This window comes from Duganella fentianensis (assembly GCF_964031615.1).
In the GTDB taxonomy this organism is placed as follows: domain Bacteria; phylum Pseudomonadota; class Gammaproteobacteria; order Burkholderiales; family Burkholderiaceae_D; genus Rugamonas; species Rugamonas fentianensis_A.
In genome coordinates this window covers 113,115-136,334 of record NZ_CAXIQN010000009.1, presented here as the reverse complement: position 1 = coordinate 136,334, position 23,220 = coordinate 113,115, and the positions used below count along the sequence as shown (strand labels likewise).

Genomic DNA, 23,220 nt, shown 5'->3' with positions numbered 1-23,220 from the left:
CATCATCCACAAAAAAAGGGCGCGGCTGCTTCGCTGCAGTCGCGCCCTTTCCGCTTAGTCCTGCAGCACCATCAGCGCTGCATCGACTCCCAGACTTTTTGCAGGCGCTTGACTGACACCGGCATCGGCGTACGCAGCTCCTGCGCAAACAACGAGACGCGCAGTTCTTCCAGCATCCAGCGGAATTCCACCATCTTCGGATCGGTATTCCGCCCGGCCGATTTATCGCGCGCAGCGCGCTGGTAAAGCTGCGCCGCCTGCTGCCATTCCGCCATCTGCTTGGCATCACGCGATGGATCGCCGCGCAGCTTTTCGATGCGCACATTCATCGCCTTCAGATAGCGCGGGAAGTGGGCCAACTGGCTGTACTCGTTATCCATCAGGAAGCGCTTGTTCACCAGTCCCTGCAACTGCGCCTGCATATCGCTAGCCACCGCAGCGGGCAAGCCTTGCAGACGCTTGGGCATGCCGTGGAACTCGGTCAGCACCTGCGACAGCAGACGCGCAATCTCGTTCACCAGCAGCACCAGCCGCGACTTGCCCTCGTCCTTGCGCTTGGCAAAGCTGGCGGCATCGAGTGGCAGCGGGTCCTGCAAGCAAGCGATGTCGAGCGCCTTCTGGATGATCTGTTCGCGCAGTTCCTCCTGCGTGCCCATGCTCATGAACTGCATGCCCATCTGCTGCAGATTCGGGATGCTCTTCTCGATGAATTTAATCTGATCCTTCATCTGCAACGCGAACAGACGACGCAGACCGGCACGGTGAGTACGCGCTGCCACGGTCGGATCATCGAACACTTCCAGATCGCAGTGCGTCCCTTTGTCCACCAGCGCAGGGAAGCCGATCAGCGTCAGCTTGCCCTGCACGATTTCCAGCAGTTCCGGCAGCTCGCCAAAAGTCCAGCTAGTCAGGCCATTGAGCGTGATGCCGTTAGCGGTACTACCGCCGTTTGCTGCACTGCTAGCCGAATTACCAGCAGCATTGCCAGCACCCGCCGTCGGCTGCGCCTGACCGGCTTTGGCACCAGCAGCTCCCGCCGCACCGCCGGCCTTTGCCGCTGGCTGAGCCGCAGCCGCGCCATACTGCACTGGTGTTTTCGCCGGCACCTTACCGCCGCTGGTGCTGAGCGCACGCATGCTGACACCCTGCCCGCCATTGGCTTCGGCCATTTTCTGGAAACTCTCGCGCGCCTGCGTGCCGAATTCGGCCTGCAGCGTCGCCAGATTACGCCCCATGTCCAGCTGGCGGCCATGCTCGTCGATCACCTTGAAATTCATGAAGTGGTGCGCTGGCAGCGTCTCCGGCTTGAAGTCACTGGTCAGCACCGAGATGGTGATCTGGGCGCGGATATCGGCAATGATGGCGTCGATCAGATCACCACGGCCAAAGCTGCCCGCCTCCTGCACACGCTCGCAGAAGCGCGCTGCGTAGTCAGGCAGCGGCACGCAATGGCGGCGCAGCTTCTGCGGCAGAGACTTCAGCAGCAGATGCACTTTCTCCTTCAGCATACCGGGCACCAGCCATTCACAGCGCTCGCGCGGCAACTGGTTCAGCGCATACAGCGGCACGGCCATGGTCACACCATCGCGCACGCTGCCCGGTTCGAAGTGATAGGTTAGCTGCAGTTCCAGCCCCGTCACCGCCATGGTTTTCGGGAACAGGTCGGTGGTCACACCGGCTGCCTCGTGGCGCATCAGTTCATCGCGGATCAGGTACAGCAGCTTGGGATTATCCAGCGTGGCCTGCTTGTGCCACTTTTCGAAACCGGCGCCGTTGACGATGTCGGCCGGCAGCAGCTTGTCGTAGAAGGCCGCAATCAGTTCATCGTCCACCAGCACGTCCAGACGGCGCGACTTGTGTTCAAGGTTCTCGATTTCCTTGACCAGCTTGTGGTTGTGCGCGAAGAACGGCGCACGGGTATCGTAGTCGCCGCCCACCAGCGCATCGCGAATAAAGATTTCGCGCGCTTCGCTCGGGTTGAACTGGCCGTAATTGATGCGGCGCTGACTGTACACCACCAGCCCGTACAGGGTAGCCCGCTCGGAAGCGGTGACCTGTGCGGCGCGCTTTTCCCAGCGCGGCTCGCCCCACGATTTTTTCAGCAGATGGCCACCCACTTTTTCCAGCCACTCAGGCTGGATCTGCGCCACGCAGCGCGCATACAGACGGGTAGTATCCACCAGCTCCGCCGCCATCACCCACTTGCCGGGCTTCTTCAGCAGCGAGGAACCGGGCCAGATATTAAACTTGATGCCGCGCGCACCGAGGTAGCCAGCACCTGGTTCATCGTCGCTCTTGAAGCCGATATTGCCCAGCAGGCCAGTCAGCAGCGCCAGATGCAGGTTCTCGTAAGTAGCCGGTGCTTCATTGAGACGCCAGCCCTGCTCTTTGACGATGGTCAGCAACTGGGAATGCACATCGCGCCACTCGCGCAGACGCAGTTGCGACAGGAAGTTCGTGCGGCAGTTGTCCATCAACTGGCGGTTGGTCTTCTTGTGTTCGATGGCGTTCTCGAACCACTTCCAGATTTTCAGGTAGCTGAGGAATTCCGATTTCTCGTCGGCGAACTTCTTGTGCGCCTCGTCGGCTGCCTGCTGGTGCTCCATGGGACGGTCACGCGGGTCCTGCACGGACAGCGCCGAGGCGATGATCAGCATTTCATCGAGACAGACGTTATCCTGCGCCGCCAGTATCATGCGGCCCACGCGCGGATCGAGCGGCAGCTTGGCCAGCTTTTTGCCCAGTGGCGTAATCTGGTTGTATTCGTCTACCGCACCAAGCTCCTGCAGCAGCTGATAGCCGTCGGCAATCGCGCGCGCCAGCGGCGGCTCGATGAAGGGGAAAGTCTCCACATCGGCCAGATGCAGCGTCTTCATGCGCAGAATCACGGAAGCCAGCGAGGAGCGCAGAATTTCCGGCTCGGTGAACTTGGGCCGCTGCAGGAATTCCTGCTCGTCGTACAGACGGATACACACGCCATCGGCCACCCGGCCGCAACGGCCAGCACGCTGATTGGCCGCCGACTGGGCAATCGGCTCGATCTGCAATTGCTCGACCTTGTTGCGGTAGCTGTAACGCTTAACGCGCGCCAGACCTGCATCCACCACGTAGCGGATACCGGGCACCGTCAGCGAAGTCTCGGCCACGTTGGTGGCCAGCACGATGCGGCGGGCATTGGTGGTTCTGAATACACGCTCCTGCTCTTCCGCTGACAGACGCGCAAACAGCGGCAATATCTCCACATGGGGCGGATGGTGCTTGCGCAGCGCTTCGGCTACATCGCGGATTTCCCGCTCACCCGGCAGGAACACCAGCACATCGCCACTACCGATACGCGCCACTTCATCCACGCCATCGACTACGGCATCGATCAGGTCGCGCTTCTCGCGCGCGGCTGCCGTGCGCTGGCCCTTGCCTTCGGCATTGGCTACGGCCGGATTCGGCACGTCGCTATCAATCGGGCGATAGCGTACTTCCACCTTGTACAGGCGGCCCGACACTTCGATCACGGGCGCCGGTTTTTCCGGCGTGCCGAAATGGCGCGCAAAGCGGTCGGCATCTATCGTCGCCGACGTAATAATCACCTTCAAGTCAGGACGGCGCGGCAGCAGCTGCTTCAGATAGCCGAGCAGGAAGTCGATGTTCAGGCTGCGCTCGTGCGCCTCGTCGATGATGATGGTGTCGTAGTTCTTCAGCAGCGGGTCGGTCTGGGTTTCGGCCAGCAGTATCCCGTCCGTCATCAGTTTGACGGACGCGCCGCGCGTCAGCGTATCGGCAAAACGCACCTTGAAGCCCACGTGCACGCCCAGCGGCGCACCGAGTTCCTGCGCAATTCGCTTGGCCGTCGACGAAGCGGCGATACGGCGTGGCTGGGTATGACCAATCAGGCCCTTCTGGCCGCGCCCCAGCTCCAGACAGATTTTCGGCAGCTGGGTAGTCTTGCCGGAACCCGTTTCGCCGCTGACGATGATCACCTGATGGCCTTGCAAAGCCTCGGCAATCTCGTGACGCCGGCCCGAAACGGGCAGATCCTCGGGGTAGCTAATCTCCGGCAGCGGGTTGCGGAACAGCCGCTCCGCTTCGCGCGCGGCCTGCTCCTCCGGCGTCAGCTTGGGACGCTGCGCAGGCCTCTGGCGGGGTGGCTGATCCGGCTTGCGACCTTGCGGGGAGCGTTCTGCGGGGCGATTCTGCGGGTTTTTAGGCTGATTACGGACGTCTGACATTGTTTTTTACAAAGGTTTTGGCGCGGAAGTCGCGCACCGAATTATAATGCGCCTAATGGAAAACCCTACCCAATTCGTCCACTGGCTGCGCTCCGTCGCGCCTTACATCCACGCCTTCCGTGGCAAGACCTTCGTGGTCGCCTTCCCCGGTGAACTGGTCAGCGCTGGTGCACTGCAAGTGCTGGCCCATGACCTGTCGCTGCTGCACGCGCTCGACATCAACGTCACCGTGGTTTATGGCTCGCGCCCGCAGGTAGCCGAACAGCTGGCCCTGCGTCAGGTGGAAGGCCGCTTCCACAACGGCGTGCGCATCACCGACCCGGCCGCGCTCGAATGCGCCAAGGAAGCCGCCGGCGAACTGCGCCTCGATATCGAAGCGGCGTTCAGCCAGGGCTTGCCGAATACGCCCATGTCGCATGCGGCGATCCGTATCATTTCTGGCAACTTCATCACGGCCCGTCCACTGGGCGTGATCGATGGCGTCGATTTCGAGCTGACGGGCGTCACCCGTAAAGTCGATGCTGAAACCATCCACTCCATCCTCGGTTCGGACGGTCTGGTACTGCTGTCGCCGCTGGGCTTCTCGCCTACCGGTGAAGCCTTCAACCTGACCATGGAAGACGTGGCCTGCAGTGCGGCGATTGCTCTGCACGCCGATAAGCTGATCTTCATTACCGAAACCCCGATGATGACGGATGCGGGCGGCACGGAAATCCGCGAACTGTCCTCGCATCAGGCCGAGGCCGTGCTGATGGCCGGTTTCCTGCCCGATTCGACGGCGTTCTACCTCAAGCACTGCGTCAAGGCCTGCAACAACGGCGTCGAGCGTTCCCACATCGTGCCGTTCGAGATGGATGGCTCGGCCCTGCTGGAACTGTTCACCCACGATGGCGTGGGCACCATGATTTCGCATGACAATCTGGAATCGCTGCGTCAGGCCACCATCGAAGACGTGGGCGGCATCATCAAACTGATCGAACCACTGGAAGCGGACGGCACGCTGGTCAAACGTGGGCGCGAACTGATAGAACGGGAAATCGACTACTTCTCCGTGATCGACCACGACGGCGTGATCTTCGGCTGCGCAGCGCTGTATCCCTTCCCCGAACAGAAAATGGCGGAAATGGCCTGCCTCACCGTCAATCCGGAAGTACAGGCGCAGGGCGACGGCGAGCGCATACTCAAGCACATGGAGAACCGCGCCCGTGCCATCGGCATCACCAAACTGTTCGTGCTCACCACCCGCACCGCCCACTGGTTCCAGAAACGCGGCTTTGTGCCCGCCACCGTGGATGCCCTGCCTAAAGACCGGCAGCGCATGTACAACTGGCAGCGCAAATCCCAGGTTCTGATTAAAACCTTATAATGGCGTTTTACGTTCAGCTTTAGGAGTGTCGCAAATGGCCCGCACCGTGCAATGTATCAAACTTAACAAGGAAGCCGAAGGCATGGACTTCCCGCCATATCCGGGCGAACTCGGCAAAAAGATTTACGAATCGGTGTCGAAAGAAGCGTGGGCTGCATGGCTCAAGCACCAGACCATGCTGGTCAACGAAAACCGTCTGAATCTGGCCGACCAGCGCGCCCGTAAATATCTGGCGCAGCAGATGGAAAAGCACTTCTTCGGCGATGGCGCCGATGCAGCAGCCGGCTACGTGCCGCCTAGCGCTTAATTTAAGCAAAAGTCGCGTCCGCCCTTGCAGCGGACGCCATCCTGCGGGCGGCCTAGGCCGCCCGCAGTCATTTCCAGCCCTGTTTTAGAACTTCAGGGTTTTCACACCTTCGGCCATGCCCAGCAGGCAGACATTGGCGCCACGGGCAGCGAACAGGCCGACGGCGATCACGCCGACGATCTGGTTGATCTGCGCTTCCAGTGCCACCGGATCGGTGATGGCCAGACCGGCCACATCCAGAATGTTGCCGCCGTTATCGGTCACGAACGCTTCGTCCGTACCGGCTTTCAGGCGCAGCTTGGGCGTGCCGCCCAGTTTGGCCAGTTCGCGCGCCACGGCATTGCGTGCCATCGGCAGCACTTCCACCGGCAGCGGGAACTTGCCCAGTACGTCCACCAGTTTGGAGCCGTCGGCGATGCAGACGAACTGGCCGGACACGGAAGCGACGATCTTCTCACGCGTCAGCGCAGCACCACCACCTTTGATCATGGCGCCAGCGGCATTGATTTCATCGGCACCGTCGATGTACACAGCGATCGAAGGTACTTCGTTCAGGTCGAACACTTCGATGCCATGGCCGCGCAGACGGGCAGCGGTGGCTTCCGACGAGGCTACTGCACCCTTGATGCGGTGCTTGATCAGCGCCAGTTCGTCGATGAAGAAGTTGGCGGTGGAGCCGGTGCCCACGCCGATGATTTCGTTGTCTACCACGTAGGCAATGGCGGCACGGGCTACGGCTTGTTTCAGTTCGTCCTGAGTCATGATCTATCTATTCGAAGAGATGGGTAAAAAAGGGGATGGGCGCTATTTTAACGGATCAGGCTAGGTGCGCCCGAATTACCAATGAGAAACCAATTGCATATTGCGCAAAAGTAACGTGGCGCGCCTGCCGCACCGGCCGTCACAAGCTTGCCATTCATGCACGTGAATATGCGAGAATCAACGCTTATCCACTCGCCCGCCGAGGATAGCGCAATGACGTCTCCCAAGACCATATTGATCGTCGATGACAGCCGGGTTTCGCGCATGATGGCGCGCAACTACATCGGCATGCTGCATGCCGACTGGACGATCGAGGAAGCCGGCAGCGGCGAAGAAGCCCTGCTCAAAGCCCGCAGCGCGGCACCCGATCTGATCCTGATGGATGTGAATATGCCCGGCATGGGCGGCATGGCGGCCGCCGAGCAGTTGCGCCACGAATGGCCGCGCGTACCGATTTCGCTGCTGACAGCCAATGTGCAGACGGCCACGCGCGAGCGCGCCACGGCGCTGGGGCTGGGTTTTGTCGAAAAGCCCATCACGGAAGCGCGCATCGCCACGCTGCTGGCCACACTGACGGCGGCCTGACCATGTTTGCCCTGTCCGAACTGGAAAATGATGCGCTGATCGAGATCTTCAATATCGGCGTGGGTCAGGCGGCGGCTTCCATGAGCGCCATCGTCAATGAGCCGGTGGCCATGTCGGTGCCGTCGATCAGCTTTTTGGAACGTAGCGAAGCGGCGCGCCTGCTGGACAACCGCGATCCGGAAGTGGAGCGCATCTGCGGCGTAAGCCAGCATTTCGTCGGCGCCTTCGATACGCAGGCCATCCTGATGTTCCCCGAAGATAAAAGCCTCGAAATCGTCCGGCTGATGGTGGGCGAAGCCGTACCGCTCAAGGAACTCACCGAGATGGAACAGGAGGCCATGTGCGAGATCGGCAACATCATCCTGAATTCCTGCGTGGGCACACTGGCGAATATCTTCCACCACGAACTGCATGGTTCGCTGCCGCGCTATCACGTCGGCACCAGCGATGAAATCATGATCGCTTCGGGTAGCCAGTCCGATACCGTGGTGTTGATGCTGCATATCGACTTCGTACTGGAGCGCCATCAGATACAGGGCTATGTTGCCTTCGTGCTGGATGTCACGGCACTGCACGATCTGAAGGATCAGATCAACCGCTACATCGCCCGTGCGATGGGACAGGAGTGAGGGACGCATCATGCCGAACTCGCCGCCCGAACATCGTCTGCGACTGCTGCAAAGCGTGCTGTCGTCCATCAGCATGGGTGCCATCGTGCTTGATCCGGCACGCCATATCGTGCTGTGGAATAGCTGGATGCAGCAGTATTCCGGCATCGCGACGGAACAGGTACTAGGCCAGCCTTTCCTTGACGTCTGCCCCGAACTGCAGGGTGGCCGGGTGGAGATGTCCATCACGCAGGCGCTGAACAACAACTTCCCTTCGCTGCTGTCGCAGACGCTCAACAAGGCGCCATTCGCGCTGTATGCCGATGCCATGGCGCGCGAACGGCAGGAGCGCATTCAGCAGGCCATCGAAGTCAGCCCCATCGCCGTGGCCGGTGCCGAACGCCATTGCCTGATCCAGATCAGCGATGTCAGCATCGCCGTCGGGCGCGAAAAACTGCTGCGCGAACAGGCGCTCGTGCTGCGTTCGCAAACCTTTGCCGACGGCCTGACGGGCATCGCCAACCGGCGTCACTTCGATGTGGCGATCGACCGCGAACACCGGCGCGCGCGCCGCAGCGGCCAGCCGCTCTCGCTGCTGATGATAGACATCGACCACTTCAAGCCCTACAACGATCACTACGGCCACCAGAAAGGCGATCAGTGCCTGATCCGCGTAACGGCTGCCATGTCGGCCATCCTCAAGCGCCCATGCGACCTGATGGCGCGCTACGGTGGCGAGGAATTCGGCATCATCCTGCCCGATACCGATCTGCCGCAGGCGCAGCGCGTGGCCGAAGCCATCCGTGCCGCCGTGCAGGCGCTGGAGATTCCGCACGGACGGCATAGCAATTCCCAGCACGTCACTGTCAGCATCGGCATTGCCACGCTGGACGTGGATACCCAGCACGATATCGAAATGCTGATCGGTGCGGCCGACCGCGCACTGTATCAGGCCAAGCATCAGGGGCGTAACCGCAGCGTCAGCTGCAGCACTTAGGACAGTAGATGATCGAACAGGCTCTCGGCAATCCTCCCGCTTTACGCAGCATCGCAGATCTGGCCGGCCCGCGCCCATGGCCACTGGCCGGTAATCTGGGCCAGATCCGGCCTGAACGCATCCACCAGCACATTGAACGCTGGAGCCAGCACTATGGCCCCATCTTCCGCATCCAGTTCGGTGCTACGCCCATCGTCGTCCTGTCCGGTCACGAACTGGTCAACGCGGCGCTGCGCGACCGTCCCGATGGATTCCGCCGCCCGTCGATTACCGCGCAGGTGTCGGACGAAATGGGCGGCCGCCCCGGCGTGTTCATGGCTGAAGGCAGCGTGTGGCGCGACCAGCGCCGCATGGTAATGGCCGCACTGGCACCGCACGCCATCAAGGCGTATTTCCCCTCGCTCGTCAAAGTGGGGCTGCGCCTGCAGCAGCGCTGGCAGCAGGCCGCCCAGCAGCACAGCGAGATCGACCTGTGCGAAGACCTCAAGCGCTACAGCGTCGATATCATTGCCGGTCTGGCCTTCGGCACCGACGTCAACACCATCGATGGCGGCGAAGATGTGATTCAGCGCCACATGGACGTGATCCTGCCCGAAGTGGCACGCCGCTCGGTGGCGCTGTTCCCCTACTGGCGCTATGTAAAGCTGCCGCGCGACAGGCATCTGGAACGCAGCGTGCAGCACCTGAGCAGCGCCGTCGACGCGCTGATCGCCAGCGCACGCCAGCGCCTGCAGGATGAACCGCAGCGGCGCGAACATCCCGCCAATCTGCTGGAAGCCATGATCTGTGCGGCCGATCAGGGCGGCAGCGGAGTCGATGATATCGCCGTGGCAGGTAATGTCACCACCATGCTGCTGGCCGGCGAGGACACCACCAGCAATACGCTGGCGTGGATGCTGTACCTGCTACAGCAGCATCCGGCGGCGCTGGAACGGGCGCGTGCCGAAGTGCTGCGCGTGGCACCCGATCCGGCCGCCTTCAGCATCGAGCAGATGGATAGTCTGGACTACCTCGACGCCTGCGCGCAGGAAGCCATGCGCCTCAAGCCGGTGGCGCCCTTCATTCCGCTCGAAGCGCTGCGCGACAGCGTGATCGGCGACGTGCAGATCCCCAAGGGTGGCCTGATCTGGTGCGTGATGCGGCACGACAGCGTGAGCGAACAGCATGTGCCGCATGCGGCTGCATTCGATCCCGAGCGCTGGCTGCAGCAAGGCAGCGGCGCCATGAACAAACAGCTGTCCATGCCCTTCGGGGCGGGCCTGCGCACCTGTCCCGGACGCTATCTGGCTCTGCTCGAAATCAAACTGGCCAGCGCCATGCTGCTGAGTAGCTTCGATATCACCATGCTGGGCACGGAAAGCGGCGCCGAACCAGAGGAGCGCATGGCCTTCACCATGTCGCCCATCGGCCTGCGCATGCGCCTCGCCGCGCGCAGCCACTAGGCTAGCCAAGGTGGGCGGCGAAGCCGCTCTGCCCTGCGGCCACCTCGTCCTTCAGTGTTAGTGCGGGAATCAGATAGTCGCCACGGTTCTGCGCGCGGTAAGGTATGGGCGCTGCCGTTGCCAGCCCATCCAGCCGCTCTGCCAGCTCCTGCTGCACACTGGCGTAGCGCTGGGCATCCATGCGGCTGGTGCGGTAGATCACCAGCGGCGGCAGCACGGCAAAACCCGGATAGAACAGCATGCCATGCTGGATGGGGAACAGAATATCGTCGATCGGCCCATTGATGCCGCGTGCGCTGTAGTGCGACTCCCAGCCACCCGTGGTCACCACCAGCATGGCGCGCTTGCCCGCCAGCGTGCCTTCGCCATAGCGGTCGCCCCAGCGCGTATCCGAGTGTTCGCCCACGCCATAACCGAAACCGTAGGCATACACGCGGTCAAACCAGCCCTTCATGATGGCCGGCATGGAGAACCACCACAGCGGAAACTGGAAGATCACGGTATCGGCCCAGCGTAGCTTGTCCTGCTCTGCAGCGATATCGGCACTCTGCAAGCCGTTGGCATAGGCATACTGGGAATCACGCGAGGCGTCGAAGCGCTGCCCCTGCGGGCCGCCGACGATATCGTCAGCATCGAACTGCGCCTTCCACTGCATGGCATACAGGTCAGACACCTGCACCTGATGGCCGGCCGCCTGCAGGTGGCTCACAGTGAAATCCTTCAAAGCGCCATTCAGCGACTGGGCTTCTGGATGGGCATAAACAATCAGTAAATTCATGGTCTGGCTCCGGCTGGTTGATAGTAAGGCTACAGCTTAGGGCGCCATGAGGTATATTAGAAATGAATTCCCAGTATTACAGGTATAGCCATGATTAATTTGCGCAGCATCGACCTCAACCTGCTGGTGACGCTGGACATTCTGCTGGCCGAGCACAATGTCACGCGCGCGGCAAAACGCCTGCACTTCTCCCAGCCATCGGTCAGCGTCCATCTGGCGCGCCTGCGCGAAATCTTCGGCGACCCGCTGCTGCTACCCGGACCGCGCGGCATGCAGCCAACCGCCCGCGCCGAAGCGCTACGCGAGCCGTTGCGGCAGGCGCTGGCAGCACTCGAACATGCGGTAGCACCGGGCGTCGCTTTCGATCCTGCAGCTGCCAGCAATATCTGGCGCCTTGCCGCTACCGACTATGGCGAATCCACCATCGTGCTGCCGGCGCTGGCCGCCATTCGCGCCGCCGCACCGGCTAGCCGTATCGCCATCGTGGAACTGGCGCCGTCGCGCATCAGCCGTCAGGCCGAACAGGGTGACATCGATCTGGCATTCCACACCGAGACAGAAGCGCCGGCCGGCATGCGCCACCGCCTGCTATTCGAAGAGCGCTACGTGCTGGCCGGACGGCACGATCACCCGCGCCTGAAGCGGCGCCCTAGTCTGAGCCAGTTCTGTGCGCTGGATCATGTCATCGTCTCGCCCAATGGCGGCGGCTTCTACGGCGTGACCGATCAGGCCCTCGCCGCAGCCGGCCTGACGCGCCACGTGGCACTCTCGGTACCGCACTTCCTGTTTGTCATGGCAGCACTGGCACAAACCGATCTGGTGGCCATGCTGCCGGAACGGCTAGTACGAGGCAATCCCGCCCTGCGCAGCGTCGCGCCGCCGGTAGAAGTACCGGGCTTCCGCATGGCCATGCTTTGGCACGAACGGGTACATCGCGACGCCGCCCACCAGTGGCTGCGCGAACAGATAATGAGCGCCATTCGCTAGATCGATGGCAAATGGCCGCTTGCATTTGGCGCTAAGGCGTTATACTGCTGCGCAGCAAGCACCGCTATACAGAAGGAAAGTTATGAAAATGTTGTCCCGCGCTGAAGCCAGCGTGACTGAAGAAATCCAGCGCCAGTTTCCGCAACTGCAGCAGATCCGCGAACTGGCCGGTGACGGCGGCCTGCAAGGCATGGCTATCTCCGTCTTTGACCACTGGCTGGAAGACGAGAGCGAATGGCACCTGCTGGACTGCTACGAAGGCGCCGAGCGCGAACGCCGCAACCGCCTGTTCGACCAGCACTGGGGCGCACTGTACGACCTCACCCCGATCTACACGGTACGCTACCGTGGCCGCTGGCCGGCCAAGGCCAAACTGGAGATCAAGCGCTACAACGATAAGGCCGGCTATCTGCGCCAGTGCCGCTATAGCGATTACGGCGTGCCTACCCAGTTCATCATCATGCCGGAACTGGGCTGCATCTATGCGGCCGGCTGGGACGATACCAACATCCTGTACTACCGCGACGCAGCACTCGCCGCGCCCGTCCTCAAACTGGCCACCGAAGCGGGCCTGCACTGCCTACCCCAGCAGTCCTAAACCGCGGGGTCAGGTCGGGCAAAGTGCAGGTGTCAGGTCGGGCGAATGTGCAGGCTCGAGCGTAGCTGATGCTGTTTCGCAATTTGCCCCGTTGCCCGACCTGACACCTGCATCTTGCCCGACCTGACCCCAGAATAAAAAAACGTGGTGTGCCGCCGCAGCGGTCACACCACGTCCAAGGGAGTCGGTGCTTAGATCGAGCGCAGGCCGCTGGCAGCTTTGGCCAGATCGGTGATGCGCTGCCAGTCGCCAGCGGCGATGGCGTCTTTCGGCGTGAGCCACGAACCGCCTACGCAGGCGACGTTTTTCAGCGCGAGGAATTGCGAAGCCGTGTCCTGCGAGATGCCGCCGGTCGGGCAGAAGGTTACGTCTGGCAGCGGACCACCAATGGCGTTCAGCATGCCTACGCCGCCGGCTGGGACGGCCGGGAACAGTTTCAGCTGGCGGAAGCCCTGCTCGCGCGCTGCCATGATTTCCGATGGCGTCATCACGCCCGGCAGCAGCGGCAGGCCGCTGCTCTTGGCCGCAGCGATCAGCGCAGGGGTCAGGCCCGGCGATACGCCGAACACGGCACCCGCATCGCGCGCAGCAGCAAATTCGTCCGGCTGGGTCAGCGTGCCCACGCCGACGATGGCGCCTTCCACTTCCGACATGGCCTTGATGGCGCCCAGACCATGCTTGGTGCGCAGCGTGACTTCCAGCACACGGATACCGCCAGCGACCAGCGCACGTGCCAGCGGCACGGCGTGTTCAGGTTCATCGATCGCGATCACGGGGATCACGGCGGAAGTGCGCATAATGTCGAGCAGAGTCATGGTCATGATTAGGCTTCTTTCTTCATCGAGAAATCTTCGTCGGAACCCGGTACGGTATTACCTACCGGATCTTGGTCGTGCAGGCCTACCGTGGTAGGAATCGGCGACGGCAGCGGGAAGGTGGTGGCACCTTTCTCGGCTTCGCATACGCTGTTACGGAACATGGCGAACAGTTCGCGGCCCATGCCCACCTGATTCGGCGACAGGTCGGCGCTGGCCATGGAACGGGCGTGCCAGGTGGCGCTATCGACCAGCGCTTCCAGCGTGCCGGTATTGGCGCACAGGCGGATGATGTCGCCATCACGCACCAGACCGAGCGGGCCACCGGCCAGAATTTCCGGCGATACGTGGATCGCGGCAGGCACTTTGCCCGAGGCACCCGACATACGGCCATCCGTCACCAGTGCCACATGGCGGCCCGCATCCTGCAGGTTAGCCAGTGCCGGCGTCAGTGCGTGCAGTTCCGGCATGCCGTTGGCGCGCGGGCCCTGGAAGCGGATCACGGCGACGAAGTCGCGATCGAGCTTGCCGGCCTTGTAGTCGGCCATGAAGGCTTCCTGCGAATTGAATACCAGTGCCGGCGCTTCGACCGTGCGGTGCTCGGGCTTCACAGCCGAGACTTTCATCACGGCGCGGCCCAGATTACCCTTGACCAGCACCATGCCGCCGTCGGCCGAGAATGGCGCGCCAGCTTTGCGCAGCACTTTCTCGTCGCCCGATTCCTGCGGAGCGTCTTTCCACACCACGCCCTGACCGTTCTCGCCGAGGAATGGCTCGGCCGCGTGAGCGCGCAGGCCCTTGCCCAGAATGGTGGTCACATCGTCGTGCAGCAGACCGGCATCGAGCAGTTCGCGAATCACGAAGCCCGTGCCACCGGCTGCATGGAAGTGGTTCACGTCGGCGTCGCCGTTCGGGTAGATGCGGGTCAGCAGCGGCACCACGCGCGACAGTTCGTCGAAGTCGTTCCAGTCGATCACGATACCGGCCGCCTTGGCGATCGCCACAAGGTGCAGCGTGTGGTTAGTGGAGCCGCCCGTGGTCAGCAGCGCCACGATGGCGTTGACGATGGACTTCTCATCCACCACATGGCCAACCGGCAGATATTCGTTCGATTGCGCCGTGATCACGGCAGCGCGGCGTGCCGCGGCCTTGGTCAGTTCGTCGCGCAGCGGGGTGTTCGGGCTGATGAAGGCCGCACCCGGCAGGTGCAGACCCATGACTTCCATCAGCATCTGGTTGCTGTTGGCGGTACCGTAGAAGGTGCAGGTGCCGGCGCCGTGATAGGACTTGGCTTCGCCTTCCAGCAGTTCTTCGCGACCGACTTTACCTTGCGCGTACAGTTGGCGGATCTTGGCTTTTTCCGAATTCGACAGGCCGGTGGTCATCGGGCCGGCCGGCACAAACACGGCTGGCAGGTGACCGAAGTGCAGCGCGCCGATCAGCAGGCCCGGTACGATCTTGTCGCACACGCCCAGATACACGGCCGAATCGAACATATTGTGCGACAGCGCCACGGCAGCCGCCATGGCAATCGCATCGCGCGAGAACAGCGACAGTTCCATGCCGGGCTGCCCCTGCGTTACGCCGTCGCACATGGCCGGAGCACCACCGGCAAACTGGGCTACCGCGCCCACTTCGCGCACAGCTTCCTTGATCAGTTGCGGATAGCCTTCGAACGGCTGGTGGGCCGACAGCATATCGTTATAGGAGGAGATGATGGCGACGGAAGGCTTCTTCACTTCCTTCAGTACCAGTTTGTCGTTGGCAGGGAATGCCGCAAAACCGTGCGCCAGATTGGTACACGACAGCGCGCCGCGCTGTACACCTTTGATACGAGCCGCTTCGAGGTGGGCCAGATACGCGCCACGCGAAGGTTTGCTGCGCTCGATGATGCGCGCGGTGACGCTTTCTAGGACTGGATGCAACGCCATGATCGTTCCTTATGAATGAATTCCGTGAAATTTTACTACAAATTTCAGCGCTGGCTAGCCTTTTATTTACCTTTAAACGGCTGATTCGCGCCTAAAAACGACGCAAACAGCGCCGATAGGCGACATGACGGCACTAAACCACCCCTTTCTCGATAGGAAAAACACAAGGATTTTACGTAAACGTAGTGAATTTACCTGTTTTTCCTGTATGATATTCCGCATCACCTCCATCAGCTCACCCAATCAGCTCTCACTACGCCGACTATTATGCGCCAGCCAGCTCTGACCTCTACCTCCAGCTTTCTAGCCCTTGCCAGCCACGCTACGGATGCCCGCAACTGGCAGATGCGCCAGCTGTTTGCCGATGACGCCCAGCGCTTCCCTAAACTGACCGTGGACGCCGCCGGCCTGTTCCTCGACTATTCGAAGAACAGGCTCGATAGTCGCACGGTAGAACTGCTGCTCGATCTGGCGCGCGAGCGTGGCGTAGAGCGCCTGCGCGATGCCATGTTCGCTGGCGAGAAAATTAATCTTACCGAACAACGCGCCGTGCTGCACACGGCTCTGCGTATGCCGCGCGGCAAATCGCTGGTAGTCGACGGTCAGGATATCGGCCGCGATGTACACGCCGTACTGGATCAGATCAAGGATTTCACCGACCGCGTACGCAGCGGCGCATGGCTGGGCTACACGGGTAAACCAATCACGGACGTAGTCAACATCGGCATCGGCGGCTCCGATCTGGGCCCGAAAATGGCCGTGCTGGCACTGCGCTCCTACAGCCACCCGCGTCTGAAAATGCACTTCGTCTCCAACGTCGATGGTCACGATATGGACGCAGCACTGGCGCAGGTGAATCCGGAAACCACGCTGTTCATCGTCGCCTCGAAAACCTTTACCACGGCCGAGACCATGCTCAATGCGGGCACGGCGCGCCACTGGTTCCTGCAGTCGGCCACAGAAGCCGATCTGCCGCGCCACTTCGTCGCTGTCTCGACCAATAAACAGGCGGTCAGCGCGTTCGGCATCGATACCGCCAATATGTTCCCGTTCTGGGACTGGGTAGGCGGCCGCTATTCGGTATGGTCGGCCATCGGTCTGTCGCTGGCACTGGCCGTGGGCTTCGGCTACTTCAACGACTTCCTCGCCGGGGCGCACGCCATGGACGAGCATTTCCGCAGCACGCCGCTGGAACAGAACATGCCGGTGCTGCTGGCCATGGTGGGCTTCTGGAACCGCCAGTTCCTCGATGCCGGTTCGCTCTCGATCGCGCCCTACCATCAGGACCTGAGCCGCTTCCCCGCCTATCTGCAGCAGCTCGACATGGAAAGCAACGGCAAGCGCGTCACCCGTGGCGGCGCCGTGGTCGATACGCCAACCTGCCCTGTCGTATGGGGCGAGTGCGGCACCAACGCGCAGCACGCCTACTTCCAGCTACTGCATCAGGGTACCGATGTCACGCCTATCGATTTCATCGCAACCCTGCGCGCCACCCATGATCTGGCGGGCCACCACGATGCACTGCTGGCTAACTGCTTCGCCCAGTCGGAAGCCTTCATGAAAGGTAAAACGGAAGACGAAGCGCGCGCCGATCTGCAGGCGCTGAAGCTGAGCGCCGATGAAATCGAAGCGCTGCTGCCGCACAAGGTCTTCCCCGGCAACCGTCCTTCCAACACCATCCTGATGGACCAGCTCACTCCGTCCGCACTGGGCGCGCTGATCGCTCTGTACGAGCACAAGACCTTTGTACAAGGCGCGATCTGGGATCTGAACAGCTTCGACCAGTGGGGTGTAGAACTGGGCAAGGTACTGGCCAAGAACATTCAGGCCGAACTGACGGGCACCGTACAACCGGAGCGTCACGACAGCTCCACCAATGGCCTGATCGTCATGGCCAAGGCGGCGCAGCACCTATGATTACCACGCTCCCGCACAGCGACCTCGGTGTCGCCTTCGACACCGTGATGCAGACGGGCGAATGCCCGCTATGGCACCCGCAGGAACAGGCCGTGTACTGGGTCGACATTCCCGCCTTCACGGTCCACCGGCTAGACCCTGCCAGCGGCGCGCACCGTGCCTGGAAACTGGACAGCGAACCGGCCACGCTGGCGCTGTGCCAGCGCGGTGGCCTGATCGTGGCCATGCGCAGCGGCTTTGCCCACCTCGACACCAGCAGCGATGCCGTGCGCCTGACGCCGATCGCCTCCGCACCGTACGACACCAGCATCGCCCGCTTCAATGACGGCCATGTGGATGGCGCGGGCCGCTTCTGGGTCGGCACCATCTACGAGCCGCGCGACAAGCCGGCTGCAGAGATGTATGTACTGGAGAAGGGACACGTGCGTCTGGCATGGTCGGGCGGCGTGACCAACTCCAACGGTCTCGGATTCAGCCCCGACTACCGCAGCCTATACCACGCCGATACCAGCGCCCATCGCGTGTCGCGCTACGATTTCAATCTGCACAGCGGCACCGTGAGCAACCAGCGTACGCTGATGCAGTTCTCGGCCGATAAAGCGAATAACTACGGCGGCCGCCCTGATGGCGCGGCAATCGATAGCGAAGGCAACTACTGGGTCGCCATGTTCGAAGGCGCCCGCCTCGTCAAGCTGTCGCCGGAAGGCACGCTGCTGGGTGAACTGCCACTGCCGGTGCGCTGCCCCACCATGCTGGCGTTTGGCGATGCCGACCTGCGCACCCTGTACATCACCAGTGCCGGCGCGCGTCCGGCCGAAGAACTGGCAGCCTACCCGCTCAGCGGCAAACTGCTGCGCGTACGCGTGGACGTGGCGGGCCGCACGGAAGTGCCGTATTTGGAATAAACTTTGACATCCTGACCGACGGTAGCAGCCGGACGTGGGCCACAAGCATCACCTCCGGCACTTTGTAGTAAATTTTCTTGCAACTCAACAATTCGTGTAGTAAATTTACACCTGCAGTCCTTTCTTTGCACTCTACTTACTGCGAATTCACACTATTATGGCTCTTACCGATTTTGATCTGGTTCTGTTTGGCGGCAGCGGCGATCTGGCGATGCGCAAATTGCTGCCTGCGATGTTTGCCCGCGATGTGGCCAACGATCTGCCGGCTTCGGCCCGCATCATCTGCGTGGGCCGCGCCGACGCCAGTCAGGAAGAATTCCTGCACACCATAGAAACCACGTCGAAACCGCATATCAAGGCGACTTCGGTCTCGGCAGCCGCATGGGCCAAGTTCACTGCGCGGATTACCTACGTATCGCTGAACGCCACCGATGCCGGCACCTATCACACCCTGGTCGATGCGCTGCGCAAGGACGATGCGATCACCAAGGTCTACTATCTGGCCACGCCGCCGGCGATCTTCTCGCAGATCTGCGAGAACCTGAAGTCCAACGGTCTGGTCACGCAGAATTCGCGCGTGGTGCTGGAAAAACCGCTGGGCCGCGATCTGGCTTCGGCCAAGCAGATCAACGCCGAAGTGGGCAAAGTGTTCGAAGAATCGCAGATCTACCGTATCGACCACTATCTGGGCAAAGAGACGGTGCAGAATCTGCTGGCTCTGCGCTTCGGTAACATCCTGTTCGAGCCGCTGTGGCGCCGCGAATGGATCTCCGACGTGCAGATCACCATCGCCGAAAAACTCGGCGTGGGCAACCGTCTGGGCTACTACGATACTTCGGGCGCGCTGCGCGACATGTTGCAGAACCACCTGCTGCAGCTGCTGTGTATCGTGGCGATGGAACCACCGACCTCGATCGCACCGGATGCCGTACGTGACGCCAAGCTGCACGTACTGCGTTCGCTGAAAAAATTCACCCCCACCACGCTGGCACAGAACATCGTGCGTGGCCAGTACCGCGCCGGCCACGTGGATGGCAAGGCCGTACCAAGCTACCGCGACGAGCCGGATGCGCCGGAACACTCGCGCACCGAAACCTTCGTCGCCATGAAGGCGGAAATCGATACGTGGCGCTGGGCCGGTGTGCCGTTCTACCTGCGTACCGGTAAGCGCATGGCCGACAGTCTGGCCGAAATCGTGGTGCGCTTCAAACAGATCCCGCACTCGATCTTCGCCCAGCCGACCAATAGCTTCCAGCCGAATTCGCTGGTGATCCGTCTGCAGCCGGACGAAGGCCTGCGCATGAATCTGATGGCCAAGACGCCCGGCGACGGTATGCGACTGAAACAGGCCGAACTGGAACTGGACTTCCGCGAATCGTTCAAATCCCCGCGCATGGATGCTTACGAGCGCCTGCTGCTGGATGTACTGCGCGGTCAGCTGACTCTGTTCATGCGTGGCGACGAACTGGAAGCGGCGTGGGAATGGGTAGAACCTATCCTCAACAACTGGGAATCGGACGACAGCTTCCCGCTGCCATACGCCTCCGGCACATGGGGCCCGGCAGCCGCTTCGGCCCTGATCGGTCGCGACGGCCTGCAATGGCGCGAAGAAGTTCTGCCGGAAGACTAAGGTTCTATGCTGCTCGATTCGATCCGCACCCAACTCGACTCGCTCTCCAAATCGGAGCGCAAGGTAGCACTGGCCGTGCTTGATAATCCCGGCCAGACGGTCAGCCAGAACATCACCGCACTGGCCAAAAGTGCGCAGGTGTCCGAGCCGACCGTGGTACGTTTCTGCCGCACGCTGGGCTACGACGGCTGGCACGAGTTCAAGCTGAAACTGGCGCAGGGGCTGGCACTGGCCCTGCCCGGACTGAACGAGCAGCCCACGCAGGACGATCTGGCGGCCGATCTGGTCAACAAGATCTGCAGCCGTTCCATCAACACCCTGCTCGATCTGCGTAACAACCTTGATCCCGAAGCGATCCAGAAGGCGCTGGACATTCTGTCCAAAGCCAACAAGATCGAGTTCTACGGTCAGGGTACTTCCGGCATCGTGGCCACGGACGCCCAGCACAAGTTCTTCCGCTCGGGCGTGCCTACCGTGGCCTATGCCGACCCGCACATTCACAGTATCGCCGCAGCGCTGCTGCGCACGGGCGATGCGGTAGTGGCCATCTCCCAGCGCGGCAACAGCCCGTCGCTGGTGCGCTCGATCAAACTGGCGCGCCGTGGCGGTGCCGATGTGATCGTGCTGGCCCCCTCCGGTACGCCGCTGGCCGATCTGGCCACCGTGCTGATTCCTATCGATCTGATTTTCAACATCGATCCCTACACGCCGATTTCGGCCCGTCTGGCCTATCTGGTGGTGATCGACGTGCTGGCCGTGGGGCTGGCACTGCAGCGCGGGCCGGACTTCCGCAAGAAAATGCAGAACGCCCAGAAAGCCCTGCAGGAGTTCGACCTGCAGTTCGACTCCTTCATCCGCTGACGTTGCAAGAACGGCAAACTGGCGTTTATTGTATGGCGATATAGCGACTATATCGCCATGCTTGCTTTGCGCTAGCTGTTAGCTTGAGTACAATAAGGCGACCTATTGTCCTCACATTGAATGGCAGCGCACATGAACCAGCTCGAACAGCTCAAGAAATTCACCACCGTGGTAGCCGATACGGGCGACTTCCAGTCGATTCAGGCCTACACCCCGCGTGACGCCACCACCAACCCATCGCTGATCCTGAAGGCGGTGCAGAAAGAAGAATATCAGCCGCTGCTGGAAAAAGCTGTGCGCGATAACCTCGATAACTCCATCACCACCACCATCGATCATCTGTTGATCGCTTTCGGCAAGCAGATTCTGCGCACCATTCCGGGCCGCGTCTCGACCGAAATCGATGCCCGTCTGTCGTTCGACACGGAAGGTTCGGTAGCCAAGGCACGTGAACTGATCGAACTGTATCGCAAGGCCGGCATCGACCGCGAGCGCGTGCTGATCAAGATGGCTTCGACCTGGGAAGGTATCCGCGCTGCCGAGATTCTGGAAAAAGAAGGCATCCGCTGCAATATGACGCTGCTGTTCTCGCTTACGCAGGCGATTGCCTGTGCCGAGGCAGGCGCCCAGCTGATTTCGCCGTTCGTCGGCCGTATCTACGACTGGTACAAAAAATCTACCGGCATCGAGTACCTGCCTTCGGAAGATCCGGGTGTGGCTTCCGTCAAGCGCATCTTCAACTACTACCGCAAGTTCGGCTACAAAACCGAAGTGATGGGCGCCAGCTTCCGCAACGTGGGCCAGATTCTCGAACTGGCCGGCTGCGATCTGCTGACCATCAGCCCTGACCTGCTGCAGCAATTGCAGGACAGCGAAGGTCTGGTCGAGCGTAAGCTGAGCAGCGAAGCCGCCTCCAGCACCGGCATGATGAAGCTCGCGCAGGACGAGAAGACCTTCCGCTTCCAGCTCAACGAAGACGCCATGGCGACGGAAAAACTGGCCGAAGGTATCCGTGCCTTCTGCGCCGATTCCGGTAAGCTGAAACAGATCATCTCGGGCATGCGTTAATACCACGGCGCCGCATCAGTTGAACCAACTACAGGGGCGGGGTGACAGCACTAGCTGTTACCCCGCCCCTTTGTGCATTTTGCATGCTTGTTATATACAAAACGTTACATAAACGTCTGTATTACAATGCAGCGACCATCGCCAACTGCCCAGTCTGGCGGCGCCCCCTATCTACTTTCAGTTGCAATTACGAGAACCCTGCGAGAACTACTATGCGATCTGCTTCCCGTTACTCCCTGCTGGCTGGCAGTGCTATCAGCCTGTCGCTGCTAGCTGCCTGCGGCGAAAAAGCTGCGGCGCCTTCCGCTCCGCCACCGGCCAGCGTGGCTGTTATCACTGTGGCGCCGGGCGCCGTCACCGTCAGCAGCGAACTGCCGGGCCGCACCGAAGCTTCGCGCGTGGCGCAGGTACGGGCACGTACGGCCGGCATCGTGCTGCAGCGTGTGTACAAGGAAGGCAGCGAGGTCAAGTCCGGCGAGGTGCTGTTCCGCATCGATCCGGCCCAGTTCCAGGCCAGCTTTGACAGCACCCAGGCTGCCGTCGCCAAGGCGGAAGCCAATCTGGCACAGGCCGAACTCAAAGTGAAGCGCTACAAGCCACTGCTGGCAGCACAGGCGGTGAGCCAGCAGGAATACGATGATGCGGTCACCGCGCAGAAGCAGGCCAGCGCCGATCTGGCCACCGCCAAAGCGGCCCGCACCAACGCCGGGCTGACGCTGGGCTATGCCACCGTCACGGCGCCGATCTCGGGCCGCATCAGCCGCGCGCTGGTCACCGAGGGTGCGCTGGTCGGTCAGGGCGAAGCCACGCCTATGGCTACCGTGCAGACGCTTGATCCGATCTACGTCACGATTACCCAGTCCTCGTCCGAAATGCTGGCGCTGCAGAAGGCGCTGGCCAGCGGCAAACTGAAAAGCGCCGGCAATGGCGCCGCCCGCGTCACCCTGCTGACGGAAGATGGCCAGCCCTACCCGCAAGCCGGCAAGCTGCTGTTCTCCGATGTTTCGGTGGATGAGAGCACGGGCACGGTGGCCATGCGCGCCGAATTCCCTAATCCGCAGCGCACCCTGCTGCCCGGTATGTATGTGCGTGCCCGTCTGGAACAGGGCGTCAATGGCGCTGCCATCAGCGTGCCGCAGCAAGCCGTGGTGCGTGGGCCGGAAGGTTCGTCGGTGCTGGTGGTCGGTGCCGACAACAAGGTGCAGTCGCAGCCGGTAACGGCCAGTGCAGCCGACGGCCAGAACTGGATCGTCAGCAGCGGCTTGAAAGGCGGCGAGCGCATCATCGTGGAAGGCTTCCAGAAAGCCAAGCCGGGTGCCACGGTGAAGCCCACGCCCTGGCAAGGACCAGTTGGCAGCGCCGGCACTTCAACCGCCAGTAGCACGGCCGGGGCAGCCCCTGGCGCTGCGGCAGCATCTGCTAGCGCAGCGAAATAACGGG

19 protein-coding genes are annotated in these 23,220 nt (G+C 61.6%); 14 read left to right on the top strand and 5 right to left on the bottom strand.

Annotated features, from left to right (window positions below):
- Nucleotides 1-71: 71 nt before the first annotated feature.
- On the bottom strand, nt 72-4,223 hold the full coding sequence (hrpA, locus tag ABNT42_RS06500) for an ATP-dependent RNA helicase HrpA (protein WP_348695573.1): 4,152 nt from the start codon (nt 4,221-4,223) through the stop codon (nt 72-74).
- 55 nt (nt 4,224-4,278) lie between these two features.
- On the opposite strand from hrpA, the gene argA reads away from it, so the two are divergent.
- Together argA and ABNT42_RS06490 are read left to right on the top strand one after the other, a co-directional pair.
- Entirely contained in the window at nt 4,279-5,589 is a 1,311-nt protein-coding gene (gene argA / locus ABNT42_RS06495; protein WP_348695570.1) for an amino-acid N-acetyltransferase, read from the top strand.
- Nucleotides 5,590-5,623: 34 nt separating this feature from the next.
- A complete protein-coding gene (locus ABNT42_RS06490) occupies nt 5,624-5,896 on the top strand; it encodes an oxidative damage protection protein (protein ID WP_155433315.1) in 273 nt (90 codons plus the stop codon).
- A gap of 84 nt (nt 5,897-5,980) precedes the next feature.
- On the opposite strand, the gene rpiA is transcribed toward ABNT42_RS06490, so the two are convergent.
- Entirely contained in the window at nt 5,981-6,658 is a 678-nt protein-coding gene (rpiA, locus tag ABNT42_RS06485) for a ribose-5-phosphate isomerase RpiA (protein ID WP_348695568.1), read from the bottom strand.
- 213 nt (nt 6,659-6,871) lie between these two features.
- Between rpiA and ABNT42_RS06480 the strand changes: the two genes are divergently transcribed.
- From ABNT42_RS06480 to ABNT42_RS06465, 4 genes are read left to right on the top strand one after another with little or no spacing between them, the layout of a single operon-like run.
- Entirely contained in the window at nt 6,872-7,243 is a 372-nt protein-coding gene (locus tag ABNT42_RS06480) for a response regulator (RefSeq protein ID WP_348695565.1), read from the top strand.
- Nucleotides 7,244-7,245: 2 nt separating this feature from the next.
- A complete protein-coding gene (locus tag ABNT42_RS06475; RefSeq protein ID WP_348695563.1) occupies nt 7,246-7,872 on the top strand; it encodes a chemotaxis protein CheC in 627 nt (208 codons plus the stop codon).
- 10 nt (nt 7,873-7,882) lie between these two features.
- Nucleotides 7,883-8,848, top strand: coding sequence for a diguanylate cyclase (locus ABNT42_RS06470; RefSeq protein WP_348695560.1), 966 nt, complete (start codon nt 7,883-7,885; stop codon nt 8,846-8,848).
- A gap of 8 nt (nt 8,849-8,856) precedes the next feature.
- Nucleotides 8,857-10,290 carry a cytochrome P450 gene (locus ABNT42_RS06465; RefSeq protein WP_348695556.1) on the top strand — a complete coding sequence of 478 codons (1,434 nt, stop codon included), beginning with the start codon at nt 8,857-8,859 and terminating at the stop codon, nt 10,288-10,290.
- A 1-nt stretch (nt 10,291) separates the two neighbouring features.
- Here ABNT42_RS06465 and ABNT42_RS06460 read toward each other — a convergent pair whose 3' ends face one another.
- A complete protein-coding gene (locus tag ABNT42_RS06460; RefSeq protein ID WP_348695553.1) occupies nt 10,292-11,068 on the bottom strand; it encodes an NAD(P)H-dependent oxidoreductase in 777 nt (258 codons plus the stop codon).
- 90 nt (nt 11,069-11,158) lie between these two features.
- Between ABNT42_RS06460 and ABNT42_RS06455 the strand changes: the two genes are divergently transcribed.
- Together ABNT42_RS06455 and ABNT42_RS06450 are read left to right on the top strand one after the other, a co-directional pair.
- The gene (locus ABNT42_RS06455; protein WP_348695550.1) at nt 11,159-12,055 is read left to right on the top strand and encodes a LysR family transcriptional regulator; all 897 of its coding nucleotides are present in this window, start codon (nt 11,159-11,161) and stop codon (nt 12,053-12,055) included.
- 82 nt (nt 12,056-12,137) lie between these two features.
- Nucleotides 12,138-12,653, top strand: coding sequence for a hypothetical protein (locus ABNT42_RS06450; RefSeq protein ID WP_348695547.1), 516 nt, complete (start codon nt 12,138-12,140; stop codon nt 12,651-12,653).
- A gap of 191 nt (nt 12,654-12,844) precedes the next feature.
- Here the strand turns inward: ABNT42_RS06450 and eda are convergent, their stop codons facing one another.
- A complete protein-coding gene (eda, locus tag ABNT42_RS06445) occupies nt 12,845-13,474 on the bottom strand; it encodes a bifunctional 4-hydroxy-2-oxoglutarate aldolase/2-dehydro-3-deoxy-phosphogluconate aldolase (protein ID WP_348695544.1) in 630 nt (209 codons plus the stop codon).
- 2 nt (nt 13,475-13,476) lie between these two features.
- On the bottom strand, nt 13,477-15,399 hold the full coding sequence (edd, locus tag ABNT42_RS06440; protein ID WP_348695542.1) for a phosphogluconate dehydratase: 1,923 nt from the start codon (nt 15,397-15,399) through the stop codon (nt 13,477-13,479).
- A gap of 267 nt (nt 15,400-15,666) precedes the next feature.
- Between edd and pgi the strand changes: the two genes are divergently transcribed.
- The 6 genes from pgi (at nt 15,667) to ABNT42_RS06410 (ending at nt 23,216) form a co-directional block, all read left to right on the top strand.
- Nucleotides 15,667-17,316, top strand: coding sequence for a glucose-6-phosphate isomerase (pgi, locus tag ABNT42_RS06435; RefSeq protein ID WP_348695539.1), 1,650 nt, complete (start codon nt 15,667-15,669; stop codon nt 17,314-17,316).
- Nucleotides 17,313-18,221, top strand: a complete 909-nt coding sequence (locus ABNT42_RS06430) for an SMP-30/gluconolactonase/LRE family protein (RefSeq protein ID WP_348695537.1) — start codon at nt 17,313-17,315, stop codon at nt 18,219-18,221. The genes pgi and ABNT42_RS06430 overlap by 4 nt, the downstream gene beginning before the upstream one ends.
- A gap of 157 nt (nt 18,222-18,378) precedes the next feature.
- Nucleotides 18,379-19,851, top strand: a complete 1,473-nt coding sequence (gene zwf / locus ABNT42_RS06425) for a glucose-6-phosphate dehydrogenase (protein ID WP_348695535.1) — start codon at nt 18,379-18,381, stop codon at nt 19,849-19,851.
- Between the two features lie 6 nt (nt 19,852-19,857).
- Nucleotides 19,858-20,712, top strand: a complete 855-nt coding sequence (locus ABNT42_RS06420; RefSeq protein WP_155433302.1) for an SIS domain-containing protein — start codon at nt 19,858-19,860, stop codon at nt 20,710-20,712.
- A 132-nt stretch (nt 20,713-20,844) separates the two neighbouring features.
- A complete protein-coding gene (gene tal / locus ABNT42_RS06415) occupies nt 20,845-21,780 on the top strand; it encodes a transaldolase (RefSeq protein ID WP_348695531.1) in 936 nt (311 codons plus the stop codon).
- A gap of 212 nt (nt 21,781-21,992) precedes the next feature.
- Complete coding sequence (locus ABNT42_RS06410; RefSeq protein ID WP_348695528.1) at nt 21,993-23,216, top strand: efflux RND transporter periplasmic adaptor subunit; 1,224 nt, start codon at nt 21,993-21,995, stop codon at nt 23,214-23,216.
- The last annotated feature ends 4 nt before the right edge of the window (nt 23,217-23,220 follow it).